We start from the raw sequence: 25,936 nt of genomic DNA, 5'->3' as shown, positions 1-25,936 counted from the left end.
TTACGCACCAACACGCGGATTCACCCATTTGCCGATGGAATGAATAATGTGGGTCTGCTGAAAGCCGGCCGCCGCATAGGCGTGGCGCGCCGGTGAGCGATCCAGGTTGGTTTCGACGATGGCCTTCCGAGCCCCGTGCTGCCTGAAGCGGTGTAGGATCTCTAATAACATGACACGGGATAATCCAAGCTGCTGGAAGCGTGGATGAACGCCAATCGGCTCGATCTGGGCCAGCTGACGCGCGGACTCCAGCCAGCCCACGCAGAATCCGGCCAGCGACCCATCAGGCGCCTCGATGACCAGGTCCAGTTCGGGCCGGTAGGTGGGCATGCGCAGGGTTCGAGCGCGCCACTCAGGAGTCATAGAGTTGCTCTCGAAGGCAGCACTATGCAGATCGGCATAGGCCGCGACCTCGTCCACGCCACGTAAGGTGCGCAACATAAACCCCTCGGGCAAAGTCGGAACTGGCGGCAGATTTTCTAGCGCATGCTCCAGGTAGACGTAGCAATCATATTCATCAATCCGAAAGCCATGGGAGTTCACGAGTTGCTGCCGCTCGCGATCTTCTTCCTGGAACTCCGCCCAGTAGGGCAGAGGCTGCCCACGTTCGACATCACGTTCACGAAAGCGCTGATCCGCCCAGGCAAAAAGGTCCTTCTCCACCTCGCTCTGCTGGGGACCCGGGCGGATAAAGAAGTCGAGCACCGCCCAGTAGTATTGCCAGGCGGCCAGGCCAACCATCATCCCTTCTTCATTCTCCCAGAAAACGGCGTCGTTACCGGCATGGATCGCCGGAGAGCTCATGCGCCAGGGCCAGTCGACGACGTGGCGGCACGACTCTGGCATCTGGCGCACAAGTTCAAGCACGCGCGTCAGATGCTCCGTGCCATCAAAAGGATGGCGTGTAATAGCCATGCAGGAATCCTTTCCATCAATGATCCTCCTCCATTCAGAAAGGAGCAAGGCTTAAAACCAGTCGGTGAAGCTCAGGCAGCTATGACCAATGGGGAAAAGCAGGCTCAGCACTGACCGGGCCTCATCCGGTAGTTGCTGGGGATGCTGCTCTAAGATCCATGACACCGGACGATAGCCAAAGACCAGTTGGGCAAAGCTCTGAGGCGAAGACTGGAAGATAATGGCCTCAGATGAAGGCCGGGCGATAATGTTAAGCTTTGTACCTTCGATACGCAGGGTAACACCTTCGTCACCGATTACAAGGTGTAGCTCGCCTGACCACTGCGCCAGGGCGCGCCGCCAGCGCGCCTCAAGCTCAGGCAGCATAGCAGCAAAGAGCGTGGGCAGATGGACGAAACGTCCCATCCAACCGGCGTAGCGATGATGAAACTGAGAGGTGCGCACGCCCCATTCTTCAGCCGGATGCTGCCATTTCGAGGTATCAGGGACCTCAAGGCGATCGACAATGTTATACAGCTCAGGCGAGTTCGGCGCGAAATAATAGGTGTGTTTTTCAGGAGCCTCGGGTCCATCGGTGAGGTGCACGTGCGCCTGCATCAGCGCGATCTGCGCTGACCAGTTATCGGCGGCAATCTCTATTCCGTGGGCGGCACTCGGCTCGTGCGAGGCGATCAGATACCCTTCATCTGTCCCTCTAGGAGAGCGCGCGAGCAGGATAGTATTGCGGCTGAAGCGGTTGCGCTGCAGATACTCCTGCTTTTCTGTAGAACGCTCAAAGCTACCGGTATAGCCTCCCAGGCGGCGCTCGTACAGATCGCGTATGGCCTGCGCATCCTCAGGCGTGGCCTGGCGTACCGTGTGCGAACTGCCGGAATGCGCCAGAATGGCTCCACGGTCGATATCGTATGTCGTCACATCGAAAACATCGGTGTAACCGTAGCGGTAATAGAATTTGGGAATGCCGTCGAGCAAGAGCAAGCTATGCCGCTGCTCACGCGCGAACTGGATAGCATCGTGCATCAGCGCGCTGGCCGCCCCCTGCTTACGCGCATCTGGATCGACAACCACCATCCCAATACACCCGGTGGGAATACGCGCCGCACCCATGCGCAGCATCCATTCATAGATCGCGTAACCACCGAGCTGTCTACCATCGCGGAAAGCGCCACGCAACTGCCTGGGATGGAAATCTGGTTGCGTAAGGAAGCTCTGGCTCCGCTCCCGCGCCCGATCCGGATCAGGCGGCTGGCGAGAAAAGGCCTGGTCGGCCCAGATAAATTGCTGCTCAATCTCCTCCTGGGTAGCAAGTGGACGCACGATAATAGATGACGAGGCCATAAAAGCAAATCCTCCAGTGAGTGACACTCCTGTTCCCTAAAGGGAAACAGGCTTCTTAGCATCGTTGGGACGGTAGCCTGCCTCCAAAGAGACGACGTCTGCAACGTGTGGTTGAGATCCCAACTGACTAAGACAACGAGGGGGCGTGTCTGCCCTACTACTACTTTTCCTGCTCTTCGCAGGACGTAGATACGTATACGAACGAGGAAAGGATACCCGCTCACCAAAGGCAAGCGTATGCATGTTAATGGACCCGACAAGATCGCGGTGTCCAGAGAACCCGCAAGCTTTGCAGGTCCATTGCCTATTTCTCGGCTTATGTTTATGCCCACATTCCGGACACTGGCTACTTGTTCCTCGTTCGGAGCCAGTGAAGCACTCAATGTGGGCTTGTGTGGCCTTGTGATTGAGATAATCAATGTCACGCCCGTACTCCCACAGGCTCATGCGCTGGTTGTGGTGGCGACCAGCATGGCGCTTTCTCACACCGTGGGGATTGCCGATAAAGAGGGTTCCCACTTGTTGCTCGACGCAAAAGGTAATCACTTTGCGCGTGGCTTGATGGCGCTGGTCTCGAATTCGCCGCTCTGCTCGCCGAGCTTGTTTGGTCTTAGCTCGTTGCAGTTTATTCCAACGACGGGAGTGTTTGAGACACCGAGCCTGTTTCTTGCCAATGGTGCGCAGAGCTTTGCTCCGCTGACGCTTGAGCGAGCGGATGCCGCGCCCGGTCACGATAAGGGCTTCATTGGTCGTGGTAGTTACGCTGGCCAGGTGAATCTCTCCCAAGTCCACAGTGGCATGCCCCTCGCCCGGGGCGTGTTCAGCCTGGGAAGCCTCGATACTCACATGCAATTCATATCCCTGATTCCAGACCAACTTCACCGAACGACTGTGTTCGGGCAACTCGACTGGCAACACCAATGAATCGCGTCCTCTTCCCATGGGCAATACGACCCGCTTTCCTTGTGTACTCACGGCTTGCGCAGGCCAGGAGACGGGGTAGAACCGCTTTTCTTTATAGGGATAACGCATCTGCATCTCAGGATGCATCTTACGTAGTTGCTGAGTGGTCTCCACATTGGCGAGGAAGGCGTGGGTAACCATCTGAACTGATTGGCTATGGAGCGCAAAGCGTCCTTTGGTGGCTTTTTGTAAGGCGGTGCGCCCGGGCCACCTGAGATGCTGCATGCGAGCCTGGAGGTGAAACGCCACACATGCGTTCCACACCAACGCCGCCTCTTGCTGTGCAGTACGCAAACGCTGGTATTGAGTCGAAGAGAGGTGATTCAGTTGATAGATCTTGACGGTATTCATAGATACTAGTGTAGCATACTTGAACAGAGTTTCCAAGTGAAAAATCTGGAAGATTATCCTCTCAATCATCATGCACCTCGTGTGGTTTCTCACATCTCGAAGACCTCTACTTACTGGCAAAGGGCACGTCGAAACAATCCGACTGCAAATCCCCCAGAGGTGCACGGAATCAAACCATCCAAGGGCGTGTGTCAGGAGAAAGAGCAAAGCTGATTGGGTGCCCTCCCCAACTTAAGCAGCCTAAACGAAACTTCCCGCGCCTGTTATTAAGTGAGCCAGAAATCCTTGCTGGCATCAACATCCTCAAGCGTAACATTGAAAGGGCAGCTACGTCAAACGTAGTATAGTCACCACAATATTTATATTCTGTTTATGTCAGCCTATATGACGTTTATGTTTCGTTTACGGCTGAGCGGCTATACTTCCGTTACAGGTTCATACATACTTGCAAGCATCGATATTTACGTTCATAACGACACATGAACTGACCGCTATGAAACATCGAACTGCTGTGTACATAGCAGTACCAGCAGACTAGCCGAGAAAGGGGTTCGGTGATCTCCGCTTCATCTATGACAAACTCATCAATTTCACCACAATATATACCCAGGCTAAAAGCCTCTATTGAGCTGCGCAACGTCACCAAGCGCTTCCTGACGCCCAACGGTCAGGCCTATACCGCGCTACGCGACCTCAGCCTGAGCATCGCACCCGGTGAGTTCTGCGCTATCGTGGGACCAACCGGATGTGGTAAATCCACCACGTTAGGCCTGATCTCAGGACTGGAGAGGCCCAGCAGCGGTGAGGTCCAGGTGATGGGCCAGCCGGTCCAGGGCATCGATCCGCGCATTGGCTATGTCTTTCAATCAGACGCGGTCTTTCCCTGGAAAAATGTCTTGCGCAACGTGGCGACGGGACCCCTCTTTCGTGGCAAACCGAAGAAGGAGGCCCTGGCGCAGGCCCGTGATTGGATCGCGCGCGTTGGTCTATCCGGCTTTGAGGATCGCTATCCGCATCAGCTCTCCGGTGGCATGCGCAAGCGCGTGGCCCTGGCCCAGACATTCATTAATGAGCCGCAGATCCTGCTAATGGATGAACCCTTCAGCGCCCTGGATGTGCAGACCCGTACCCTGATGGAAGATGAGCTGCTTCAGCTCTGGTCCTCGACCTCGGCCTCGGTTGTATTTGTCACGCACGATCTAGAGGAGGCCATCTCGCTGGCGGACCGCGTCTGCGTGCTGACCGCCGGGCCAGCCACGGTCAAAGGCATCTATACCATCGATCTGCCACGGCCACGCAATGTGGCTGAGATCCGCTTTGAACCGCGTTTTGTCCATCTATATCAGGAGATCTGGGAAGACCTTCGCAATGAGGTGTTGATTAGCTATGAACGAACAAAGCAGCGCAATCAATAATACAGGCACAACAGAGGAGAATATACAGATAGACCGGACCAGCATACGCCGCAAGCGCGTACTGATCAATATACTACGCGTTCTGGTACTGGTCGTGATAATCGGTGGTTGGGAACTGGGTGCCCGCGCGAAAGTGATTGACCCCTTCTTCTGGGGCCAGCCCTCCGGCATCTGGGCTCAGATCGTGACCTGGGCCGTCAATGGAACCGCGCAGGGTCCACTGTGGGAGCAGATCGCGGTCACGCTGGAAGAAACGGTGCTGGGCTTTTTGATCGGCGTCATTTTAGGCGTCATCTTCGGCATCTTACTGGGGCGCAACAGATTTCTGGCTGACGTGCTGGGGCCATACATCAAGGCGGCCAACTCCATTCCACGTGTGGTATTGGGCTCCATCTTTGTCATCGGTCTGGGGCTGGGCATTCAATCCAAGGTTGCGCTGGCGGTCGTGCTGGTCTTCTTCATCGTCTTCTTCAACGCCTTCCAGGGGGTACGAGAGGTTGATCGCAACCTGCTGGCCAACGCGCGCATCCTGGGTGCCAATTCGCGCCAGCTCTCTATCGATGTCATCATTCCATCCGCCCTGACATGGATCATCGCCAGCCTGCATACAAGTTTCAGCTTTGCGCTGGTCGGCGCGGTCGTCGGCGAATTTCTGGGTGCCACCCAGGGCATCGGCCTGATGATCCAGACCGCGCAGGGCACCTTCAACGCCAATGGCGTATTCGCGGCTATGGTCATCCTGGCAGCCCTGGCACTGATCACAGAGGCCCTGGTCACGGCGCTCGAAAACCGTCTGATCACCTGGCGTCCAACCAATACCGTCAATGACATTTCAATCTAAGCAGAAAGGAGAACTGGCTACATCCCACATAAAAGCTCTTCCTCTCTTAAAGATGCCCAAACCCGGCCTCACCTGAGGGAGCCTATACTGTACGCATGTGGTCATTGTCGACCACCCCATCTCGGATAGGAGATAACAAGGCATATGAAGATACGCAAGAAACAACTCTGCCTGCTGTTTGGTATTATTTTGATCCTCGTTCTCAGTTCGTGCGGTAGCGATGCCAGTAGTTCATCAAACAAGAGCAGCACCGGCGGCGGTGGCACTACCGGTGCCAAAACCCACCTTTCCATCATGGTCGGTGGGCTCAGCAAACAGATCTATCTGCCCAACATGCTCACCAAGCAACTGGGGTATTTTGATCAGGAAGGCCTGGATGTTACCCTCATCGACGAGGCATCTGGTCAGTCTTCGGAGGACTCGGTATTGGCTGGACAGGTTGACGCGGGCTCCGGCTCGTATAACCATACCATCGAACTGCAGGCGGCTGGCAAACAGATGGAGTGCGTCGTTCAGCTGGATATCGCGCCGGGTGAGGCCGAAATGGTCTCGGCCAAAGAGGCAGGCAGCATTAAATCAGTGAAAGACCTCAAGGGAAAAAATCTGGGCGTGACAGAGCTTGGTTCTGGTACCCAGACCCTGACCATTGCGCTGCTGCACAACGTCGGGATCGCGCAGAGCGAGGCACACTTCCTGCCGGTTGGCGCGGGTGATACCTTTATCGCCGCCATGCAGCAAGGTCGCATCGACGCGGGCATGACCACCGAGCCGACCATCTCTCGCCTGCTCTCCAGCGGCGTTGGCAAGGTCCTGACCGATCTGCGCACCCCGCAGTCAACACAGACCGCCCTCAATGGCTCATATCCCTTCATCTGCCTCTTCATGAAGAATGACTATGTCAATAGCCACAAGGATGTGACGCAGAAGCTGGTCAATGCCTACGTCAAAACATTAAAGTGGATCCATACGCATTCAGCTGAAGAGATCGCCGACAAGATGCCCACCGACTACTATGCGGGCAACAAAACGCTGTACGTCACGGCCTTGAAGAGTCAGCTCGCCATCTTCAGCCCCGATGGCAACATGCCGTCTGATGGTCCACAATCGGTCTATAACATTGAGAAGGAGACCAACCAGGCGGTGCAGGGCAAACAGATCGATCTCAAGGGTACTTTCACCAACGAGTTCACCAGCAAGGCCAACTAATTCACTGGCGCGCACAGGATGCAGACGCTGAGCGCCTGCATCCTCTTTTTGTGGTTAAAACCCTGTGGACGATACAAAAATATCAGAGCGCGGTCCTATCTATGCACTTCAGTAACGGGCAGATGGATACTATACATTGAGATCGCCCCTAAGAGCTCGAATACTGCTCTATCTATTATTGAGGCCACAATGATCTACCCGCAGCATATATGCATATGTTCAGGGTATGGTCGGTGGTAGCCGGTTAAAGGGCTACCTGCGCTTATACGCGCCCGCAACATACTGCCTGAAGTCCAGGCAGAGCAGAATCACGAGGATGACTTCAACGGTCTTGACGGTCGTATCAAACGGGTCCCAGGGCCATCCTTCACTGGGACTTCCGAGGAAGAACCAGAGTACGATGGTAAGCAGCGTATAGCCGATAAATATCCATCGTATCAAGCTGTGGGCGCGCGCAAATCGGGGCAGTAAAAACATGAACAGCAAACCAAGATAGCCAAGGCCATTCAATAAAAACCAGAAACGCAGGTCTTCATCGGGCTGCATCGCGAGGTAGAGATGGGCACCACCAGTAATAAGCGTTGTCAGCGTAATGCCAATCACCACGGCAAGGAATTGCATTTTTGCTTGAGACACTTGCTGCATCAGATCCCTCTTTCTTGTAATACTATCAAATCCCCATTTTATAGTATCCACATGCTAGACGATCTGTTGCCACAAATAGTTCCACTCAAGCACGAAAGAATTCTATGCTATAGATACTTCCCGCATCAAATAATTGATTATTGGCCTTTACAGACGCTTAATAATGCTTTCAAATATTTATATATCGTCAAAATAAAGAAAACCTTAAATGTAATATACCTTTCAATTTCCTCCACTTCTTCAAGAGCGTGTCTGACTCTCATGATCATGGCCCGCCACCTGCATCGGTTTTCGCACCCGCGATGCTCAGGATTCCTTTGTATGCTGGTACATAGGGTGCGCGGATATGCACCCGATGCACCAAAACCTAAAACCGGTGCGGTCGCGTAGCGGGGGCGCGTGAACACCTCCCAACATGACGGAAGTCAGACACTCCTCAAGATAAATGAGGTCTATGGGAATATCTACATGTATACGAGCTATCAGGGAAGCCGTTTAATGGTGGGATTTACAGTGGAGGGTAAACTAGTTGTATTGCAGTTCGCCTATGGTTTGTGGGGTGGTGTGAACATACTGTTCTCGTAGAGCTCGCACAAAAAGCTGAACACAGTTTGATGGCTTGCCCGAATACAGTATCCCATAGGGAATGGTGTACTCCCAATCGACAGGAATCGTGACCAGAGAGGGGTGAACATCTTTCCAGCCATCTAAGGTCAGCAAAACGGCACCGGTTTGTTCACAGCGGTTGAACACATCAATCGTATACTGCTGGGGGGTATCCTTGATATGGATGGCCGGGTGTTCCGTTTCTAAATATCCCCGTATTTGGTCAATAAGCGGGCTGGTGCCTGGTTTGATCAGGACGAATCGCCCTCCATAGAAATCGGTCACAGCAAGCCTGTTCTTCCTGGCGAGTGGATGCGCTCTTGAGACGGTGACACAGAAGTGATACTCCCCCAACTGGAGAGCCTGAAAGGAGTCAGACTCATTGCCTCTCTCATACGCCCCGACCATGACATCAAAACCCTTCCCAATCGTTCGATAGACTGCAGGCCAGGATTGAGAATCATCATCAAAAGGGACCATCTGCATTTTGAACTGGGGATAGGCCGAGCTGATAGTGGTCCAGACATCTAAGAGGACATTACATGGGTTGAGCAGTGAGGTTCCAACTCGTATCAGATATGGATGGGTATGTGCGGCTTGACGAGCTCGTATCACAGCTTTCTCCACAGATTGTAGCAGGAACCTGGCGTCATGATAAAAGAAAATCCCGGCATCCGTAGCTCGAATGCCATGATGCGTGCGTATTAACAGTTGCACTCCAACCTGAGCTTCCAGGACATTCATTTGTTTCATGAGAGCCGTTGAGGATATATATAATTTCTCTGCCGCCCTGGAAAGGCTTCCTGCATCGATGACTTCTATGAACGCCTTTAATAAATCAGTTTCCATGCTCTCTCCCTTTGTATCAACCTGTGGTTGATACATTGTAAACTTTTCGCTTCTTCCCAGTCAAGCCGGTGGATTTTATAATTGCATTGTAAATAGTAATACACCACACGAGATGGAGGATACCATGATGAAAACAAGAAAACTGGGAGAGTTAGAGGTTTCGGCCATAGGCTATGGTTGCATGGGATTAAGCATAGGCTATGGCTCTGTACCGGAACGGAGCGAATCCATCCAGTTGATCCGCCAGGCCTATGATTGGGGTTGTACTTTTTTTGATACCGCCCAGTTGTATGGAGCCGGTGACAATGAACTCCTGGTTGGCGAGGCGTTACAACCGATCCGCGACAACATTGTGCTGGCGAGCAAGTTTCTCGTTCCCACCACCGAACACACATCGACACGTGAGGGCTTATTCGCGGAAATTCAGTCCCGTGTAGACACATCCCTGAAACGGCTGAGAACAGACCATATCGACCTCTATTATCAACACCGGATGAACAAAGATATTGCGGTCGAAGAGATCGCCTGGTGCATGGGTAGGCTCATCCGTGAAGGCAAGATCCTGGCGTGGGGACAATCTGAAGCTACGGAGGAAGAAATTCGACGTGCCCATGCGGTCACGCCCCTGACGGCTATCCAGAGCCAATACTCCATCATGGAGCGGATGTATGAAAAAGATGTGATTCCTACATGTGAGGAGCTTGGTATCGGCTTTGTCGCGTTCAGTCCTCTTGGCAACGGATTTCTCTCCGGCAAATACACGGCAGATGCCACCTACACTGGTCGCGATGCACGTCGTGTGATCACCCGCTTCAGCAAAGAGAATGTCCAGGCAAACCAGCCACTTGTGGATGTCCTGACCAACATTGCGAACCAAAAAGGTGCTACCCCCGCACAGATTGCTCTTGCGTGGATGCTGCACAAAAAAGATTTTATCGTGCCGATTCCCGGCTCTAGAAAACCAGAGCGAGTCCAGGAGAATTTGGGCGCTGCCGATGTAGAGTTAACCGATCATGAGTTTAATCAGCTCGAAGCAGAACTTGCAACAATCGAAATTCACGGAAATCGAACCGACGAGGATATCGAGAAATTGAGGAGCATGGCATAAGTGAGAACATGCCAAACGGGCATCCGTATGACTACCTGATATGTCTCCGGTTCTTCATTCCCATCGCCAATACCGGAGGAGCTGGTTTGGGAACGTCGCAGTGGGGAAGAAGAACTTTTTTCTTCAGATTATGAAGGATAGGAATATATATGCTTAGAAATGATCACTCTCACGGAATGCAAGCGTTTGAACATTCCGTTGTGGAAAGTTCTCCACAAAAGAGGCTAAATCGTCTGGTCTTCTTCCCTCAGGCTGCATCTCGTCGTTGGGCTGCCCTTGCGTTGCTGTGTCTGGCTCAATTCATGTTGATCCTTGACTCTTCCATTGTAAACGTTGCTTTACCCGCGATGCAGCGGGGATTGGGGTTCTCCTCAGAGAACTTGCAATGGGTGGTGACAGCATATGCGCTCGCATTTGGTGGCTTTTTGTTGCTCGGTGGACGCTTAGCTGATCTATTTGGACAACGGCGCCTGTTTCTCGCTGGTCTCATGCTGTTTATCCTCGCCTCGTTTGCGGGAGGACTTGCACCTTTCCAGCTCTGGCTCATTGCTGCTCGTGCCGCTCAAGGTCTGGGCGCAGCACTTGTTGCCCCCACGGTTCTCTCTCTTATCATGACACTCTTTACGGAAGAGTCCGAACGCAACTCCGCCCTTGGTATCTTCGGTGCCATTGACGCGAGCGGATTCTCAGCTGGCGTCCTTTTTGGCGGACTCTTAACAAATGCCTGGGGATGGCGTTGGGTTCTCTTCGTAAACGTCCCCATTGGCATTGCTGTCATGATCTTCGCACCATTTTTCCTTCCAAAGGGCCAGAGAGTGAGAAAGCGACTCGATATAATCGGGGCACTGATCGTCACAATTGCCTTTACCTTGCTTGTCTTTGTGCTTTCAACGGTGAACACGAGTGCATGGGACTGGTTTATACCTACCGGGCTGGTTATGACCGCCTTCCTGCTCCTGGTGGTTTTTCTTCTCATTGAATGTCGCATACCTGATCCACTTATCCATCTGGGTATCTTTCGGCGACGTAGCTTCACGGGGGCAATACTGCTCGCCGCTACCCTGGGAGCGTCTTCAGGGACAGTTCTCTTCGTGCTCACACTCTATATGCAAGAAATCTTGCACTATTCCCCACTCCAGACAGGACTCGCATTTTTGCCTCTAGGACTCATTGTGGTCATAACGGCTACCAGGATACCAAAGGTTATTGCCCGTTTTGGGAGAAAGACAAGTCTCGTTGGAGGCCCTATCTTGCTCATGGCAGGGATGCTTCTCCTCAGTCGCATCTCCGTTACTGGCACGTTCCTCAAAGACATCTTACCAGGAGAACTCCTCTTCGGGATGGGTGTTGGGACAATGATTGTCGCTGCAACCAGTGCGGTTACATCAGGGGTGAGAAAGGATGAACAAGGTACAGCTTCCGGGTTGTTTAATACCGCACAGCAAATTGGTCTAGCGATTGGGCTTGCTCTTGCTGTGGCGATAGAAACTGCACAAACAACTGTACTGGTAGCATCCAGACCAGCCATCTCCCTGGTTGACGGCTTTGATGCAGCACTGCTGGCAGCGGCTGTTCTTGCTGTTCTTGCGATCATGATAGGTGCCTTCGTCTTTCGTCGCGCCGATACAAACCAATGAGGGATGAACACTGGCTCTCTCTCAGATTTGCTGTGGATCAGCGAAATAATCCCGCTCTGGATCAACAGGTACGGTCAGTGTTGTTGCTATGTATCGTGTCCTTTTACTTTGACATCCTCCCCGTCTCAAGCCAGGGGTTTCACGGAGCGGTTTGATAAACGCCTTGTAGGTTAGCACATCACATTAACTCGTACTGGAACGCCAGTGGGTGCGTTCAATTTCGGGGGCCACAAAACGATAGCCGACGCCTGGCTCGGTAACCAGGTAGCGTGGTTTGGCCGGATCAGTCTCTATTTTATGGCGCAGGCGGTTGACATAGACACGGAGATATTCGGCCTCTCCCCCATATTCCGGACCCCAGATGCGCTGCAACAGGATGCGGTGCGTTAACACCTTACCCGCGTTACTCACCAGTTGTGCCAGCAATTCAAACTCTGTCCGCGATAGGCGGACCGCCTCGCCCCGCAACCAGACATTATGTCCCGGCAGATCAACTTCCAGTTCCCCAAATTTTTTCACGCCGCCGCTCGGCTGAGACTCTCCCTGCGTACGTCTGAGGACAGCACGCACCCGTGCCAGCAGTTCTTCCACCCCGAATGGCTTGGTCAGATAATCATCGGCGCCCAGATCCAGGGCGGTCACTTTGTCGTATTCAGCATCCAGGGCGGTCAGGACAATGATGGGGATCGCGGAATGCTCGCGCACGCGCTGACAGACCGCCAGGCCATCCATGCGTGGCATCATAATGTCAAGGATCAAGAGATGCGGCTCCTCGCGCTCCCAGACAGCCAGCGCCTCCAGACCATTACTGGCTTCCAGCACTTCAAACCCCCGCGCCCGCAGATTGCGACTGACAAAATCTCGCAGTGTGCCTTCATCTTCAGCAAGCAAGATACGTTTAGGTTGCATCGTCATACGCGCCTCCATTCTTCTGGCGAGAGGTCTATAGTCAGTGTTTCAATCGTTGCCGGGGCAACAGCAATCGGCAATGAAAAGGTGATCGTGGTCACACGCTGACTACTGGCAGCCTGAATCTTGCCTCCGTGGGCCTCGACAAAGGCCTTACAGATCGCCAGCCCCAGCCCGGTCCCACCCAGGTGCTGCTGCTGTCCATGGCGTGCACGATAAAAACGTTCAAAAATATGTGGCAATTCATCGGGCGCGATACCATGACCGCTATTAGAGATGGCGATCGTAATAAAATCCCCCTGGCGCGCGACCAGAATCGTTGCGCTTCCCTCCCCATACACCAGCGCATTTGAGAGGAGATTACGCAGCACTACTTCGATGCGCGCGCTGTCAATGTTGACTTCTGGCAAGGTTGGAGGAATCTGCACGTGAATAGAGGAGTCCGGATACTGCAGCCGTTCGTGTTCAACAACAGCGGGCAGTATATTCTCTACACTGGTCGGTGACAGATTTAACTGCAGCAGACCCGCTTCCTGGCGAGAGAGATCCAGCAGATTCTTGACCATCTGCGCCAGGCGATCAGCCTCGCTACTGATGGTTTGCAAGAAATAACGCTGATCCGCACCCGACCAGCTCACATCCTCTTGCAACAATGTTGAGGCATAGCCTTTGATAGCGGCCAGCGGTGTACGCACCTCGTGACCTACAGCGGCCAGCAAGGTCGTTTTGAATTCATCCAACTCGCGCTCACGCGTAACGTCCCTCAGTAAGAGTCCGCGCCCGATCGGCTGTTCCTCCTCATCTTCAACATCAAAGAGACGCAGGTGCAGGGTACGCTGCTGCTCCTGGGAGTTCACCATAACCATAGCTTCGCTGGTAGCGGCGGTCTCAATCCGCTTCAACACAGCATCAAGCTGCGGGAGATCTACCGCACTGGCGCGTAAAGCGGCGTAGAGCTTGCTGATGGAATGCAGCTCCAACTGTGCCTCGCGCAATCCCAGCAGGTTGCGCACGCCCTGATTCGCATACAGGATAGTACCATCGATACCCGTTAGCACCAGACCATCATGCATACTCTCCATAATGGAGGCCAGCTTCTGCTTCTCTTCGGCGGCGTGCCGATAGAGCCGCTCGTTTTCACGGGCAACTTCATGCAGCCGCTCGTCGCTGCGCTCATAGAGCACGGCATGCTCCCAGGCCAGCGTCGCATAGTTGGCGAAAGTCAACAATAGATCGATCTCGTTCTGGTTAAACAGGTGTGGCTCAGTGCGGTGAACCAGCAGGACCACGCCTCCGGCGTGGCGGCTGATAATCGGGATGGCCAGCACTGATCGGAAGCCATCTTCATAAGAGAAGGAAGAGGTTCCAGACTCTAATATTTTTTGAACCGGTGCACCATCGCGCAGCGCGATTACGGGGGCCGAGGTGGTATTTTCCGCGGTCAGCGCCAGTTTCTGATCATACTGCTCACTATGACCATCACTGACCAGCACGCGCAGGGTTCCCTGCTCATCGGGCAACAGAACCGCGGCAGCCTGCACATCCACCAGCCGACGTGCCTCGCGAATGATTTTTCGGACCACCGCGTGCGGCTCCAATGAGCCTACCACGGCATTTGAGGTCTCCAGCAACGTGCGTAGCTCACCCAGCTTCTCCAGGCCATCAAGCTCTAAACGCACCAGTGAACGGGCCAGCGTCCCGACCTCGTCACCACGTGAAGCCATAATGGTCGTATCCATCGGGATCGAGAGCTTTGAGGAAGGGAGCGCCTGGTGCTGGCGGGCCAGCGTGTGCAGCGGGCGAATAACCCGACTCAAGAGAATGATCCAGAACAGGAGTCCACCACAGGCGAACAGAATGATCGCGGCCAGTAGCCAGAGATGAAACTGCGCGACGACTGCCAGCGCTTCCTGCGCGGGCCTCTGTACGACCACGGCCCAGCCCGCGTCCGCGATCGGCACGGCGCTAAAGAGCCAATCCTGGCCATCCTGTCCGCGACCAAGCTGTGAAACAGTATGATTATGCAGAGCCTGCTCTGCGCCCGGCAGTTCATCCAACACCGTCTGCAGGATCCGCTCACGCTGGGGAGTCGCCACCAGAACACCGCGGCCATCAATCACGCTAATCATCAGGTGCCGTCCCTGCCGTTGCTGGGCGTTGACAACGGCGATCAGAGGCTCGCTTAGCTCGACCAGCGAGAGACTGGCCGCGATGATGCCAGCCAGGCGGCCATCGGAACGGCGCATCGGCTGCGCGATAATCACCCCGGCATTAAAGGTGGTCTCAACCGCGATCCCGACCTCAAAGACCGGGCCAACGGCCATGCGAGCCCGCTGTACAACATCGGGGGGTGAAAATTCGGTATTGAGAGCCTCGCTATTCAATGGCCACGTCACCTGCAAAACGCCCACGGGGTCCAGCCAGTAGACATGATCCACATCTGGACGCGCCAGCTTATATGTCTGGAAGATATTGGCGACCGCCCGTGGATCGGAGATCTGATTCACCTGCTTGCCAAGCGCGGCCAGCGAGCTCTCCGCGTCACGAATCTGTAAATTGGTTTCAAGAGCGATCTCCTGCGCTAGCGCCTGGTCAGAGGCCTGGACATCACCGCTCAATTGCCGCTCGACCGCGCCATTAACGGCCAGGCCGCCAAGCAGCACGATGATCATAAACAGCAGATACACGCTGAGCAGTTGCACCAGGAGTGAGCGACGCACGAGATGCAGCATGAATAGCACTCCCCCTTGAGTTCCATCAAAGATTCACCATTGTTGCCCTGAAGTATAACACAGCCGCTTCTACTTTACACAACGTTCGCTTGCTACAAAAATACATAAAAGGCTCGATGCTATCAGGATACATCGAGCCTTTCGTCTATTGCGTTACAGTCTTTTCAGAGGCGCATTCTAACAGCGACATAGCGGTCGGCAGGGCGTCAGCGGCGTCTTCGTGCCACTGATAATAGCCGAGCCAGTAGTGGGCCTCCAGGATCAGTTCATGCACGCTGCCACCGCGCAGCAGGCGCGCGATCCGCTGCCCACTATCTTCACCTTCACGCTGCAGGGGAGAGACAAACTGCTCCTCCATCTCTTCCGGTTCATCTGCCATGGTTATTCACTTCCATTTGTGCTAGCCTCAATCATCCACCATGAATGATTATGAGATTGATGCCTACAATGATCGCTCTACCTTGGACTGCTCTACCTTGTCAAAAAGTTGTTGAAATAAAGTGGCGATCTCTTCATCACTGACATCAAGTGAGGCATCTCCCACCGATAGTTCAAATTTTTGATAGGCGGGGATCTGCGTAGGGGCCACACCACCAAAGAGCCAGGTTCCGCTCTCTTCGGCGACCTCCAGGGCGGCTCCGTTCAACTCTTCACGCTCGCCACGGATAAAGACATGCATCATATGGGTCTGGGGCACTGCTGGCATAATCTCAATCTGAGGGAAAGCTGACAGGGCGGCCGCGATCGCTTTCGCTTTCTGATGATAGGCCTCCATGCGATCCAGCCGCTCGGCCAGACCCTTACGGGCCGACAACACATAGGGATAGAGCTGGTAGAGGTTGCCACCCTGCCGGCGCTGCCAGATACGCGCCTCATCAATAACATCGGCGGGACCGGCCAGTACGGCGCCCGCGATACCGCCCAGGCTTTTGTAGAAAGAAACATAGACGCTATCAAAGAGTCCGGCGATCTCCGCGTAGTCCCGCTGATAGTAGGGTTTACACTCCCAGAGACGCGCGCCATCCATGTGCAGGACGATGCCGCGCTCACGGGCCCAGCTGGTCATAGCCGTCAACTCATCCCACGTGGGCAACTGCCCCCCGATCTCGCGCTGCGGCAGCTCTAATAGCAGCGCGCCCAGAGGCTCTTTGACCGCCTGCAGATCCGCCAGCGTCATCAATTGATAGGGCGAGCCGATCAACACCGTTTGCAGATCATGCAGACGTTGCGGGGCCTGGAACTCATGCAGTTCTAGATGGGCCGTAGGATGAAAGCCGACGCGTGACAGGTGGCGACGATCGGTCCAGATGCGCAGCGCGATCTGCTGACACATCGTGCCACTGGGCATAAAGACAGCGGACTCTTTGCCCAGCAAACGGGCTACTTCGGCCTCAAAGTCGTTGATCAGCGCCCCACTCCCGTATAGATCAGGAGCCTCCTCAGGCTGCACCGAATCGGCAAGCTCATGCAAAATCTGCGGTAACGTCTGTTGATATGTATAATGGCCCGCGATAGAGCGGCGACAACTTTTACGGACCGCGCGAGGATCGCGTGCGTTCGTCATACTAAAGATCCTTCTAACTATTCCTTATGGCACCGTGGAAAACCTACAGCCCTCCCAAAGCGCTATCTCATCGTTCCCCTGCATTGTAACATATGCACGCATTGATCTCAAAAACCGTTGCGTGATTCACATATTGTTACCAGCTGGCTGATCTGTTACACTCAGGTACATCAATATACAATGAACGAAAGATATGGACACAAAAATAACGCAAGATCGTTTACAGACCGCCATCCAGCTGCGGGAGGTGGGGCGGCCACAGGAGGCACGGACGTTACTGCTAGAGCTGCTAGCTCTCTACCCTGATGACGCGGAGCTCAATTATCAAACAGCGTGGGCACATGATAACCTGGGACTGGAAAGTGAAGCGGTTCCTTTTTATCTGCGCGCGATTGAACTGGGATTATCCAAAGATAGCCTGCAAGGTGCATTATTGGGACTTGGTAGCACCTATCGCACCCTGGGTGAATATAAGAAGGCCGAACAGATGCTGCGGCGTGGCATGCAAGAGTTCCCTCAAGATCGAGCATTCCCGGTCTTTCTGGCCATGGCCCTGCACAATCTACAACGCCATGCGGAGGCGATGCAACTCCTCTTGACAAATCTGGCGGAAACAACAGCCGAGCCTTCGATCCTGTGCTATAAAAAAGCGCTGCTCTTCTACGCTCCTCAATTGGATAAAACGTGGGCAAATGATGAGAAAGAATAGCAGAAACCAGAAGCATAGATTTTGTGTAACTTTGTTGAACTACGCGGGTGAGTAAAAGATGGCTCGTATGACACCGATTGTTAAAGGAAACCAGCTGACTGGCGTTGATAATGCACCTATAGCACTGGGCTCGGTGGCATGGTTTCGCTGGCTGGGGGACCATCGCGTCTTTCGCTTTGTCTCTCGCGGCGGCAGCTTTACGGCGCGCAAAGAGCTCCGTGCAGGCAGATGGTACTGGTATGCCTATCGTCGCCAGCAGGGTCAGCTCCACAATCTCTACCTGGGCAAAACGGAGGAGTTAACCACTAACCATCTGGTCAACAGCGCCACGATACTCTCCAACATCACTGCCACGCGAGAACCGGCATCGACAGATCCACAATCGCCTACCGTGCTGACGGCAAAGGTTACACCGCCGCTAATGCACGCTGAAGTACTTGACCGTCCACGCCTGACAGCTATGCTGAGGGAGTACGCCACACAGCGGCAGTTCTTCCTCATCACAGGACCAGCTGGTTCGGGCAAGAGTACGCTGGTGAATAGTTGGCTGGCAGTTAGCGGGCATCCCTATACCTGGCTCACACTGGATACATCAGATAATGAGCCAGCTCACTTCTGGCATTACATGGTCGCGTCTCTTCAGGCCATTCAGCCAGAATTGGCACTGCATACAATCACACAACGCTCTGCCTTAAATACAACACCTGTTGCCACCACGCTCCCATCCTTCATCAACGCGCTGGCATGTTTGCCCACCAATACGACACTGGTGCTCGACGATTATCACCACATCAACAACCAGGTCATTCACGATAGCCTCGACTATCTGCTCGAATATCTACCACAACAGCTACGCCTGGTCATCATCAGTCGTCAGGAGCCCACTGTCTCTATTGCCCGCCTGCGCGCCCGAGGTAAGGTCGCAGAGCTCACCTTCGCGCAACTCTGCTTTACGCCGGGCGAAATCCAGCAATGGTCAAACGGAATGGCAGATCAACCACTGTCGACAGAGCAGGTCGGCATACTGCATACCAGAACACAGGGCTGGATCGCGTTGCTGCGCCTGGTACTGCTGGCACAACAGCAAATGCCTGAGCAGGCCAGTTCACACACATTCATCCCAGAAGATCATCCTTACATCTTCGACTATCTGACCAGCGAGGTACTGGCGGCGCAGCCACAGCAGGTGCAGGAGTTCTTGATGCAGACGGCAATACTGGAATGCTTCAACAGCGAGCTCTGCCACGCAGTCACACAGCAGCACAACGCCTGTCACATAGTGATGCAGCTACAGCGTGAACATATCTTCCTCGAACCATTGGATGGAGGACACCAGTGGTTTCGCTATCACTCGCTCTTCTCATCCTTCTTACGCCAACAGCTCGAGCAGCGTCAACCTGAGCTCATTACAACACTCCACCAGCGAGCCGCCAGATGGTATATGCAGCAGCAGATGCCCGACGAAGCTATCACCCATGCCTGTGCCGCTAAACAATTCGCACTGGCGGCACAACTGGTTGAAATCCATGGACACGACCTGCTGATGCAGCAAGCTGTAGTGGTACTGCAGAGCTGGCTCGCGCGGTTCCCCGGCTCAATTCTTACCGAACGTCCTCAACTCTGTCTGTTCTCAGCCTGGGTACAGCTTCACCTGGCACCCAGGTGGGATGAGATTGAACGTACCCTGCTACAGGCGGAAACAGCCATGCAGACGCAGGCTAATCGCTCCCCGGAGCTACAGAGCGAGATCATCGCCATTCGCGCCCGTATCGCCATGTACCAGGGCGATAACAGACGCAGCCTGAAGCTACTGCAACAGGCCTACACTGGCCTTAACAAGGATAACCTCTATCAGCGTGGCGAGGTGGCGCTAAGTCTGGGGAGCACATATGCCTCACAGGGTATCCTGGATAAAGCCGAGGCCAGCTTACGTGAGTCCATACGGCTTAGCTCTAACTGCCATAACCTGCGCACCACGCTGCTGGCTGTCCGGACGCTGGCGAACCTCTATGTCGAACAAGGCAAGCTACTACAGGCCTGGCAACTCTACCATAAAGGTCTGCGCATCTCCAATGACAACTCGGTGGCTGCGTTACCTCCGCTGGGATTTATGTACGTGGGGCTCGGCGAGATCTGCTATGAATGGAACGATCTCTCTCGGGCGCGTGAGTATCTACAACGAGGCATTGCACTGGGACAGCGAGGCGGTGATATCAAGATATGGTTACTGGGCTATGCGGGATTGATGCAGACACTGCTAGCGCAGGGTGAAACCGCGCAGACATGGTCGTTGTTTGCCGAGGCCGAAAAACTCGTCAAGCAGACCGGCTTCCCACGTGGGCAGCTCCTGCTAGAACAGCTACAGGTGCGCCTCCACTACCTGCAACGTGACACGGCCTTTATGCAACAGTGGTCTGCAAACTGCGACCTGCCTCTGGATGCTAACGAGATCGATGCTCGGTATGAGGAAGACTACCAGCTGCTGGCCCGGACCCTGTTGCTTCAGCACCAGCCCGCAGCGGCGCAGGCTATTATTCAGCGCTTATGCCACCAGATCGAAGCCTCACAGCAACAAGGTATCCTGATCAATCTGCTGATCAGCAGTGCCCTGGCATATGCGGTGGAAGGAAAAATCAGCCAGGCCCTGGAAACGCTGAGTAATAGCTTGAAGCTGGCCGAACCAGCTAACTATCAGCGAACCTTTATCGACGCGGGTCCCGGGCTATTACCCTTATTAGAAAATCTATGCGCAAAACCACAGATCTACTCCGGCTACACAACAGGCTACCTGGAAAAAGTATTCAATAGCAGTGCGCGCTTTCACAGCTATAAGAATGTTGATTCTCGATATTCGGCTGCTGGTGAAGCACTTAGTAGACGTGAATTAGATATCCTTCACTTGCTCGCCGAAGGGCTTTCAAACCAGGCCATTGCCGGTAGGTTGATTATTGGGCAGAACACGGTCAAGACCCATCTGAAAAATATCTATAGCAAACTCGATGCTCATAGTCGCACGCAAGCACTGGCCGTCGCCAGGAGTCGGCGCTTGCTCTAGCGCATTCACGCTTTTGGGTGATGTTTTTCCCTTCTGCCAGCGATACTGTACTGTCATCACATCAACAACGCTAACTGGCGGATAAAGAAAGAAGGGGAAATGATGGCTCTATCAATAGAAGAGATCACAGCAAACTATACCAGCTCACTGCATGCGCTTGGTGAGATAGCCTGGAGCTACTACTATCAGGGTCAACTTGATGATGCTATGAGGCTCTTTGAATGGGGATCACAGCTGCTGGACTTTCCAGAAATAACCGCTCTCAGCCAGGCTCAATTCCTGCTCAGGTACGCTGAGTTCCTGATCGCCAACTACTTCCTCACCAATCAGGATGAGGAGATGGTGCTTACCAGTATTGACCGGGCGCAAGCAGCAGCCAGTAAGAGTCACGATCAGCGACAGCAGGCTACAGCGCTCTACTTGCGAGGCCAGATGAACTACTACCAGAACATGCATAAAGGCCTCCAGGATTACAGAGAAGCCAGGTCTACACTGCAGCAAGCCAATAAACTTTATACAACACTGGAGGACACAGAGGGCATAGCTCAGACCCTCTTCTACATGGGTCTGACATATGAACGCGAAGAGGACGAAAAAAGTGCCGAGTCCCACTACCAACAGGCACTGAAGATAGCGCGCGAACACAACCACAAATGGATCATGTCTGAGGCGACCCGGCATCTGGCTGGCCTGGCAATGCAGCAAGATACCGATCTGGCCCTGCGCTATGCACTGGAATCGTTACACCTGCGCTCCGAGATCGGCTTCAAGCGTGCGCTCCCCCCGGCCTACTTCCTGGTCAGCGATATCTATACACTGCGCCATGAGCTAGACGCGGCCCTCGAATACTGCCAGCAGGGCCAACAACTGGCGGAAAAGATGAGATTGAGTAGCGCGATTATCAACGGCCTGCTCACGATGGGGCAGATTCAACTACAGAAAGAGGCATTGGAGGAGGCCAGAGCAAGCTTTGAAACAGCATACCGGCTGGCCCGGGAAACACATATCGCTTTCGCCATCGCGGCGGCACAGGATAGCCTGGCCCAGATCCAATCTCGTATGCCCAATAGCTGAATTTGTGTACAGGTTCATCACAAATAGTATATAATGCACTCGCTCTTCATGAAGAAGAGTGAGTGCTCTGCGCTCAAAACCACATATGGGAGAACTTCCTTCCATTATAGCAGGAGGCCGTCATCGTATGTCCACACCACGTTATCAAATACAAGAAGTTCAGCCAATCATATCATGCGCCTTATATTATATTTTATTTAGCATTGGCGCTTTCCTAGTGATCCCTTCATTCTATCTACCACTCGGTATCAGAGTATTTCCGGGAGATACTTCAGGAAATATACCATTTGGGAATTCCTCCTACCAGGAGTATATAGTTAGAGGCAACATGCTACAGCAATCAATCCTTTTTCTTGATATACTGGCCATTATAGGAGTGATCGGGCTCATTATATATCTTTTTGTCAGTTCAAAGCCGATGAAATTTCTTGGTCAGAGTCGAGCATTGGCGTCTCTAGCTCTACTGATCAGCTTCGTCAATATATTGTATGTACTCATCTTCAGCAACGAAATCCTTACCTACCATTCTAGCGTCATATCTCAGAAAACATGGGACGACAGCATTCTTCAGCTCTCTGCCGTCTTTGCTATGTATGTCATCGGCACCTTAATCATGTTCATTTCGAGTATTATGCTCTTTATCCAGATAAGGTACGAGCGCTTTCTATAAAGGCACAGGTACATTTGTGGTCGCGTGCTTGCTCTCCAGGAAGAAACATAAGTCATTCATAGGCAACCAGAGTCATTCAATTTTTTCATCCACCAAATTTCGTTGTGAAAACTGTCGATTCCGGCATAAGCCATTCGTCATCCTCATGAAACCAGCGAATGACGCTGGCTTGATCGCGAAAAGCGGTTGATTCACGTTACGAAAAGGAGTTTGACAAATATGCGTTACTTACTGTTGATCTACGGCAATGAGGCAGAGGCAGCGAAAATGAGCCCGGAGCAGATGCAGGCTGAGATGACGGCCTACAACGATTTTACAGAGATGATTCAGAAGAGCGGCGCCCATCTGTCAGGCGAGGCGCTGCATCCTGTCAATACCGCCACCACAGTGCGGGTGCGCGACGGCAAAGTACTGACGACCGATGGCCCTTTCGCCGAGACCAAAGAGCAGCTGGGCGGCTTCTATCTGGTCAAGGCCGAAAACCTGGATGAGGCCATCGCTATCGCCGCCAAAATTCCCGGCGCCACCAGCGGCTCGATCGAGATCCGCCCGGTGGTTGAGTGGGATTAAGCATTCCAAAAGGCAACACGAAAATGGACCACTGCGCTGGATTTCTGGCACAGTGGTCCATTTTCAGGTACACTATCAGCGATAGATAGAGGAGAACATACATTGAGCAGGAGCACCTTGCTGGTGAATGATGCAATGAGCAGGCTTGATCTAGATCGGCAACTGGATCAACTCTTCCGCGAGGAGGGGGGACGGGTACGGGCAGCCTTGATCAGCCGCCTGCGCGATTTTGAGCTGGCCGAAGATGTGCTGCAGGAAGCCTTCTTAAGCGCCATCGAGCACTGGCCAGGCGAGGGATTGCCAAAGAATCCCGCTGGCTGGCTGCTCGTCACAGCTCAACGCAAAGCCATCGATCGCCTGAGACGTGCCCAGGTCCTCGTACAGAAGCAGACCGAGCTACAGTTGCTGGAGACACTCAGAGAAAATGCTGCTCCATTCGCGGAAGACGAGGTCTTTTCTGACGACCGTTTGAAGCTAATCTTTACCTGTTGCCATCCCGCCCTGAATCAGGATGCGCAGGTAGCCCTGACCCTGCAGACTCTGGGCGGACTCTCAACCGCTGAAATCGCCCGCGCATTTCTGGTCAGCGAGACCACGATGGCCCAGCGCCTGGTGCGCGCCAAGCGAAAGATCCGCAACGCCGGTATCCCCTATTCGGTGCCCGCCGCGCATCAACTCTCCGAACGCCTCCAGGGAGTGCTGCTGGTGCTCTATCTCATCTTCAACGCGGGCTACATCTCAAGTCAGGGGGAGAACCTGCTGCGCAACGAATTGTGTGCCGAAGCCATTCGGCTCGGCCGGGCGCTAGCGCTCTTGCTACAGCAGGCCGTTTCACCGGCCGAACAGGCTGAAGCCCTCGGGCTGCTGGCGCTCATGCTGATTCATGACGCGCGGAAAGATGCCAGGATTGGTCCCGAGGGCGAGCTAATCACCCTTGAGGAACAGAACCGCAGTTTGTGGAATCAGCAGCAGATACAGGAAGGGATGGCGATCCTGGACCAGGCCATGCAAGCCCACAAACCTGGACCCTATCAGATCCAGGCGGCGATTAGCGCGCTACATTCACAGGCAACCAGCACGGAAGAAACCGACTGGTTGCAGATCTCTCTCTTATATAGTGCTCTGACCAGGCATCAAAACTCGCCTGTGATCTGGCTCAACTGGGTGGTCGCGGTAGCCATGGCCAGCACACCCGCGCGCGGACTCGAACTGCTTGCCGAGATGGAAAACGTCAACATGCAACACTACTACCTCTTCCACGCCGCACGCGCCGATCTGCTGCGCCGCGACCAGCAATACCGGGCAGCAAGGGAATCCTACCAGCAAGCTCTATCTCTGACCCAGAACACCGTCGAGCAGGCATTCCTCAAGCGCCGACTGGCCGAATTGCCAGTCTCATAAATCCGTACAAACATAAATCAACGTCTATTTTTGCATTTTTCATGGTATCATACTTAAATCAAATATATTAATGTTCTCTATTAATTTTTTCCTCTTATTTTATACAAAGGAGATATGTTACAATAGGATACGCAACATATCAATGGAGGGACACCAGAAATGAATATCGATACGCAAGAACTATTAGCACAGTACGAGCGGGGACCACGTGAACTCGATGCCCTTCTCTCTGAACATCCTAATGCCAATCTCGATGTTGCGCACTCACCTGGCGGATGGACCATCCGCCAGATCGTGCATCATATCTCGGATGGCGACGATCTATGGGCGATGGCGATCAAGGCAGCCCTGGCCGCTTCAGGCGTTCACTATACCCACGATTGGTATACCACCGACAACGCCTGCTTCATTCCTCTGGATTACTCAGGACGCTCCATTGAACCCGCGCTAGCACTATTCCGGGCTACACGCGGCCATATCACTCAACTACTCCGCCATCTGCCTCCCGATGCCTGGGAGCGCTATATTATGTTCAAAAATCAGGATATGCCAAAATTTGAGAAGGCCACCGTCGCCCTGATAGTGCAGATTCAGGCCACGCACGCGTTGGAACACATTACGGAGATACGAACGATGCTGGAGACACCAGGGAATAAGTATAATGAAGAGAAGAGGAGCTAATGAAGGGCATGGATAGCTCACAAGAACAGCAGGCGGCAGAACGGCCGATTATTAATATCGAGAGCGAGAAAGTGGCACTGGGCCCCATCCGGCGCGACCAGGTGCCGCTCTTCTATCGCTGGGCCAATGATTTCAATGTCCTGCGCACATTGCATATTCCTCGGCCCAGCACCTTTGAAGAGAATCTGGCTTTTTTTGAGGGTGACGTGGAGAATGAGAAGCGTCGCACCGAGGTCCACTTCACCGTCTATGAGCGGGCAACGCTCATCCCCATTGGAAGAGTAGACCTGGCTGAGATCAGCCATCGGGATCGCCGGGCCGAATTTGGAATTGAGATCGGTGAGGCCAACTACCGGGGACGTGGCTTCGGTACCGAGGCGACGCGCTTGATGCTGGATTATGCCTTCACCGGCCTGGGCCTGCACAACGTTGGATTGTATACCTGGGAGTATAATCTAGCCGCCCAGGCTGCCTACAAGAAGGCGGGCTTTCGCGAAGTAGGACGACGCCGTCAGGCCAAATTCATGGGTGGCAAGTTCTGGGATATCGTCTATATGGACTGCCTCTCAACCGAATTTGTCAGTCCGGTCCTGAGCAAGGTCATGGTCCCCGATGAGATGCGTTCATAAATCGCCTGCTTATTCGAATAGACAGGCATCAGGCAAGCGAGCCAGCAGAAATCTCTACCGGCTCGCGC

Annotated in this window: 21 protein-coding genes; 12 read left to right on the top strand and 9 right to left on the bottom strand. The window is 53.7% G+C overall.

Translation table 11 applies throughout. The features are described 5' to 3' along the window. From KTT_RS34185 to KTT_RS34175, 3 genes are read right to left on the bottom strand one after another with little or no spacing between them, the layout of a single operon-like run. Positions 1 to 915, bottom strand: a complete 915-nt coding sequence (locus KTT_RS34185) for a GNAT family N-acetyltransferase (RefSeq protein ID WP_235845952.1) — start codon at positions 913 to 915, stop codon at positions 1 to 3. A 51-nt stretch (positions 916 to 966) separates the two neighbouring features. Continuing rightward, positions 967 to 2,253: a GNAT family N-acetyltransferase gene (locus tag KTT_RS34180; protein ID WP_126602494.1), complete on the bottom strand. Its 1,287-nt coding sequence runs from the start codon at positions 2,251 to 2,253 to the stop codon at positions 967 to 969. Between the two features lie 36 nt (positions 2,254 to 2,289). Further along, entirely contained in the window at positions 2,290 to 3,567 is a 1,278-nt protein-coding gene (locus KTT_RS34175; protein ID WP_235845951.1) for an RNA-guided endonuclease InsQ/TnpB family protein, read from the bottom strand. A gap of 572 nt (positions 3,568 to 4,139) precedes the next feature. Here KTT_RS34175 and KTT_RS34170 point away from each other — a divergent pair. The 3 genes from KTT_RS34170 to KTT_RS34160 all read left to right on the top strand — a co-directional run bounded on the left by KTT_RS34170 (position 4,140) and on the right by KTT_RS34160 (position 7,029). After that, on the top strand, positions 4,140 to 4,982 hold the full coding sequence (locus KTT_RS34170) for an ABC transporter ATP-binding protein (protein ID WP_126602489.1): 843 nt from the start codon (positions 4,140 to 4,142) through the stop codon (positions 4,980 to 4,982). Next, on the top strand, positions 4,954 to 5,823 hold the full coding sequence (locus KTT_RS34165; protein ID WP_126602487.1) for an ABC transporter permease: 870 nt from the start codon (positions 4,954 to 4,956) through the stop codon (positions 5,821 to 5,823). The genes KTT_RS34170 and KTT_RS34165 overlap by 29 nt, the downstream gene beginning before the upstream one ends. A 144-nt stretch (positions 5,824 to 5,967) precedes the next feature. Continuing rightward, complete coding sequence (locus KTT_RS34160; protein ID WP_126602485.1) at positions 5,968 to 7,029, top strand: ABC transporter substrate-binding protein; 1,062 nt, start codon at positions 5,968 to 5,970, stop codon at positions 7,027 to 7,029. 252 nt (positions 7,030 to 7,281) lie between these two features. Here KTT_RS34160 and KTT_RS34155 read toward each other — a convergent pair whose 3' ends face one another. Beyond that, on the bottom strand, positions 7,282 to 7,674 hold the full coding sequence (locus KTT_RS34155) for a DUF7475 family protein (protein ID WP_126602483.1): 393 nt from the start codon (positions 7,672 to 7,674) through the stop codon (positions 7,282 to 7,284). Between the two features lie 525 nt (positions 7,675 to 8,199). Further along, positions 8,200 to 9,129, bottom strand: a complete 930-nt coding sequence (locus KTT_RS34150; RefSeq protein ID WP_126602481.1) for a LysR family transcriptional regulator — start codon at positions 9,127 to 9,129, stop codon at positions 8,200 to 8,202. A gap of 127 nt (positions 9,130 to 9,256) precedes the next feature. On the opposite strand from KTT_RS34150, the gene KTT_RS34145 reads away from it, so the two are divergent. Both KTT_RS34145 and KTT_RS34140 read left to right on the top strand, forming a co-directional pair. Further along, positions 9,257 to 10,237, top strand: coding sequence for an aldo/keto reductase (locus KTT_RS34145; RefSeq protein ID WP_126603344.1), 981 nt, complete (start codon positions 9,257 to 9,259; stop codon positions 10,235 to 10,237). Between the two features lie 149 nt (positions 10,238 to 10,386). Then, positions 10,387 to 11,874, top strand: a complete 1,488-nt coding sequence (locus KTT_RS34140; RefSeq protein ID WP_126602479.1) for an MFS transporter — start codon at positions 10,387 to 10,389, stop codon at positions 11,872 to 11,874. A gap of 183 nt (positions 11,875 to 12,057) precedes the next feature. On the opposite strand, the gene KTT_RS34135 is transcribed toward KTT_RS34140, so the two are convergent. The 4 genes from KTT_RS34135 to KTT_RS34120 all read right to left on the bottom strand — a co-directional run bounded on the left by KTT_RS34135 (position 12,058) and on the right by KTT_RS34120 (position 17,079). Next, entirely contained in the window at positions 12,058 to 12,789 is a 732-nt protein-coding gene (locus KTT_RS34135; RefSeq protein ID WP_126602476.1) for a response regulator transcription factor, read from the bottom strand. Then, entirely contained in the window at positions 12,786 to 15,515 is a 2,730-nt protein-coding gene (locus tag KTT_RS34130) for a sensor histidine kinase (RefSeq protein WP_126602474.1), read from the bottom strand. The genes KTT_RS34135 and KTT_RS34130 overlap by 4 nt, the downstream gene beginning before the upstream one ends. 145 nt (positions 15,516 to 15,660) lie before the next feature. Continuing rightward, entirely contained in the window at positions 15,661 to 15,894 is a 234-nt protein-coding gene (locus tag KTT_RS34125) for a hypothetical protein (protein WP_126602472.1), read from the bottom strand. A 63-nt stretch (positions 15,895 to 15,957) separates the two neighbouring features. After that, positions 15,958 to 17,079: a threonine aldolase family protein gene (locus KTT_RS34120; RefSeq protein WP_126602470.1), complete on the bottom strand. Its 1,122-nt coding sequence runs from the start codon at positions 17,077 to 17,079 to the stop codon at positions 15,958 to 15,960. A gap of 193 nt (positions 17,080 to 17,272) precedes the next feature. Here KTT_RS34120 and KTT_RS34115 point away from each other — a divergent pair, with 193 nt between their 5' ends. The 7 genes from KTT_RS34115 (at position 17,273) to KTT_RS34085 (ending at position 25,868) form a co-directional block, all read left to right on the top strand. Further along, positions 17,273 to 17,788, top strand: a complete 516-nt coding sequence (locus tag KTT_RS34115; protein ID WP_126602468.1) for a tetratricopeptide repeat protein — start codon at positions 17,273 to 17,275, stop codon at positions 17,786 to 17,788. 67 nt (positions 17,789 to 17,855) lie between these two features. Then, positions 17,856 to 20,843: a winged helix-turn-helix domain-containing protein gene (locus KTT_RS34110; RefSeq protein WP_160146341.1), complete on the top strand. Its 2,988-nt coding sequence runs from the start codon at positions 17,856 to 17,858 to the stop codon at positions 20,841 to 20,843. A gap of 99 nt (positions 20,844 to 20,942) precedes the next feature. Then, positions 20,943 to 21,917 carry a tetratricopeptide repeat protein gene (locus tag KTT_RS34105; protein ID WP_126602464.1) on the top strand — a complete coding sequence of 325 codons (975 nt, stop codon included), beginning with the start codon at positions 20,943 to 20,945 and terminating at the stop codon, positions 21,915 to 21,917. Between the two features lie 889 nt (positions 21,918 to 22,806). After that, entirely contained in the window at positions 22,807 to 23,157 is a 351-nt protein-coding gene (locus tag KTT_RS34100; protein ID WP_126602462.1) for a YciI family protein, read from the top strand. Positions 23,158 to 23,259: 102 nt separating this feature from the next. Then, positions 23,260 to 24,558 carry an RNA polymerase sigma factor gene (locus KTT_RS34095; protein ID WP_235845950.1) on the top strand — a complete coding sequence of 433 codons (1,299 nt, stop codon included), beginning with the start codon at positions 23,260 to 23,262 and terminating at the stop codon, positions 24,556 to 24,558. A gap of 159 nt (positions 24,559 to 24,717) precedes the next feature. Beyond that, positions 24,718 to 25,239 carry a DinB family protein gene (locus KTT_RS34090; protein ID WP_126602460.1) on the top strand — a complete coding sequence of 174 codons (522 nt, stop codon included), beginning with the start codon at positions 24,718 to 24,720 and terminating at the stop codon, positions 25,237 to 25,239. Between the two features lie 8 nt (positions 25,240 to 25,247). Beyond that, positions 25,248 to 25,868, top strand: coding sequence for a GNAT family N-acetyltransferase (locus KTT_RS34085; protein ID WP_126602458.1), 621 nt, complete (start codon positions 25,248 to 25,250; stop codon positions 25,866 to 25,868). The last annotated feature ends 68 nt before the right edge of the window (positions 25,869 to 25,936 follow it).

This window comes from Dictyobacter aurantiacus, assembly GCF_003967515.1.
GTDB classification, from domain to species: domain Bacteria; phylum Chloroflexota; class Ktedonobacteria; order Ktedonobacterales; family Ktedonobacteraceae; genus Dictyobacter; species Dictyobacter aurantiacus.
Note: the sequence above shows the minus strand (reverse complement) of the source record. Positions and strands in the feature narration are given on the sequence as shown.

What these genes read in the sequence shown, in the direction of transcription:
- KTT_RS34185 (WP_235845952.1), bottom strand. Translation starts at nt 915, where the DNA reads ATGGCTATTACACGCCATCCTTTTGATGGCACGGAGCATCTGACGCGC.
- KTT_RS34180 (WP_126602494.1), bottom strand. Translation starts at nt 2,253, where the DNA reads ATGGCCTCGTCATCTATTATCGTGCGTCCACTTGCTACCCAGGAGGAG.
- KTT_RS34175 (WP_235845951.1), bottom strand. Translation starts at nt 3,567, where the DNA reads ATGAATACCGTCAAGATCTATCAACTGAATCACCTCTCTTCGACTCAA.
- KTT_RS34170 (WP_126602489.1), top strand. Translation starts at nt 4,140, where the DNA reads ATGACAAACTCATCAATTTCACCACAATATATACCCAGGCTAAAAGCC.
- KTT_RS34165 (WP_126602487.1), top strand. Translation starts at nt 4,954, where the DNA reads ATGAACGAACAAAGCAGCGCAATCAATAATACAGGCACAACAGAGGAG.
- KTT_RS34160 (WP_126602485.1), top strand. Translation starts at nt 5,968, where the DNA reads ATGAAGATACGCAAGAAACAACTCTGCCTGCTGTTTGGTATTATTTTG.
- KTT_RS34155 (WP_126602483.1), bottom strand. Translation starts at nt 7,674, where the DNA reads ATGCAGCAAGTGTCTCAAGCAAAAATGCAATTCCTTGCCGTGGTGATT.
- KTT_RS34150 (WP_126602481.1), bottom strand. Translation starts at nt 9,129, where the DNA reads ATGGAAACTGATTTATTAAAGGCGTTCATAGAAGTCATCGATGCAGGA.
- KTT_RS34145 (WP_126603344.1), top strand. Translation starts at nt 9,257, where the DNA reads ATGAAAACAAGAAAACTGGGAGAGTTAGAGGTTTCGGCCATAGGCTAT.
- KTT_RS34140 (WP_126602479.1), top strand. Translation starts at nt 10,387, where the DNA reads ATGCTTAGAAATGATCACTCTCACGGAATGCAAGCGTTTGAACATTCC.
- KTT_RS34135 (WP_126602476.1), bottom strand. Translation starts at nt 12,789, where the DNA reads ATGACGATGCAACCTAAACGTATCTTGCTTGCTGAAGATGAAGGCACA.
- KTT_RS34130 (WP_126602474.1), bottom strand. Translation starts at nt 15,515, where the DNA reads ATGCTGCATCTCGTGCGTCGCTCACTCCTGGTGCAACTGCTCAGCGTG.
- KTT_RS34125 (WP_126602472.1), bottom strand. Translation starts at nt 15,894, where the DNA reads ATGGCAGATGAACCGGAAGAGATGGAGGAGCAGTTTGTCTCTCCCCTG.
- KTT_RS34120 (WP_126602470.1), bottom strand. Translation starts at nt 17,079, where the DNA reads ATGACGAACGCACGCGATCCTCGCGCGGTCCGTAAAAGTTGTCGCCGC.
- KTT_RS34115 (WP_126602468.1), top strand. Translation starts at nt 17,273, where the DNA reads ATGGACACAAAAATAACGCAAGATCGTTTACAGACCGCCATCCAGCTG.
- KTT_RS34110 (WP_160146341.1), top strand. Translation starts at nt 17,856, where the DNA reads ATGACACCGATTGTTAAAGGAAACCAGCTGACTGGCGTTGATAATGCA.
- KTT_RS34105 (WP_126602464.1), top strand. Translation starts at nt 20,943, where the DNA reads ATGATGGCTCTATCAATAGAAGAGATCACAGCAAACTATACCAGCTCA.
- KTT_RS34100 (WP_126602462.1), top strand. Translation starts at nt 22,807, where the DNA reads ATGCGTTACTTACTGTTGATCTACGGCAATGAGGCAGAGGCAGCGAAA.
- KTT_RS34090 (WP_126602460.1), top strand. Translation starts at nt 24,718, where the DNA reads ATGAATATCGATACGCAAGAACTATTAGCACAGTACGAGCGGGGACCA.
- KTT_RS34085 (WP_126602458.1), top strand. Translation starts at nt 25,248, where the DNA reads ATGGATAGCTCACAAGAACAGCAGGCGGCAGAACGGCCGATTATTAAT.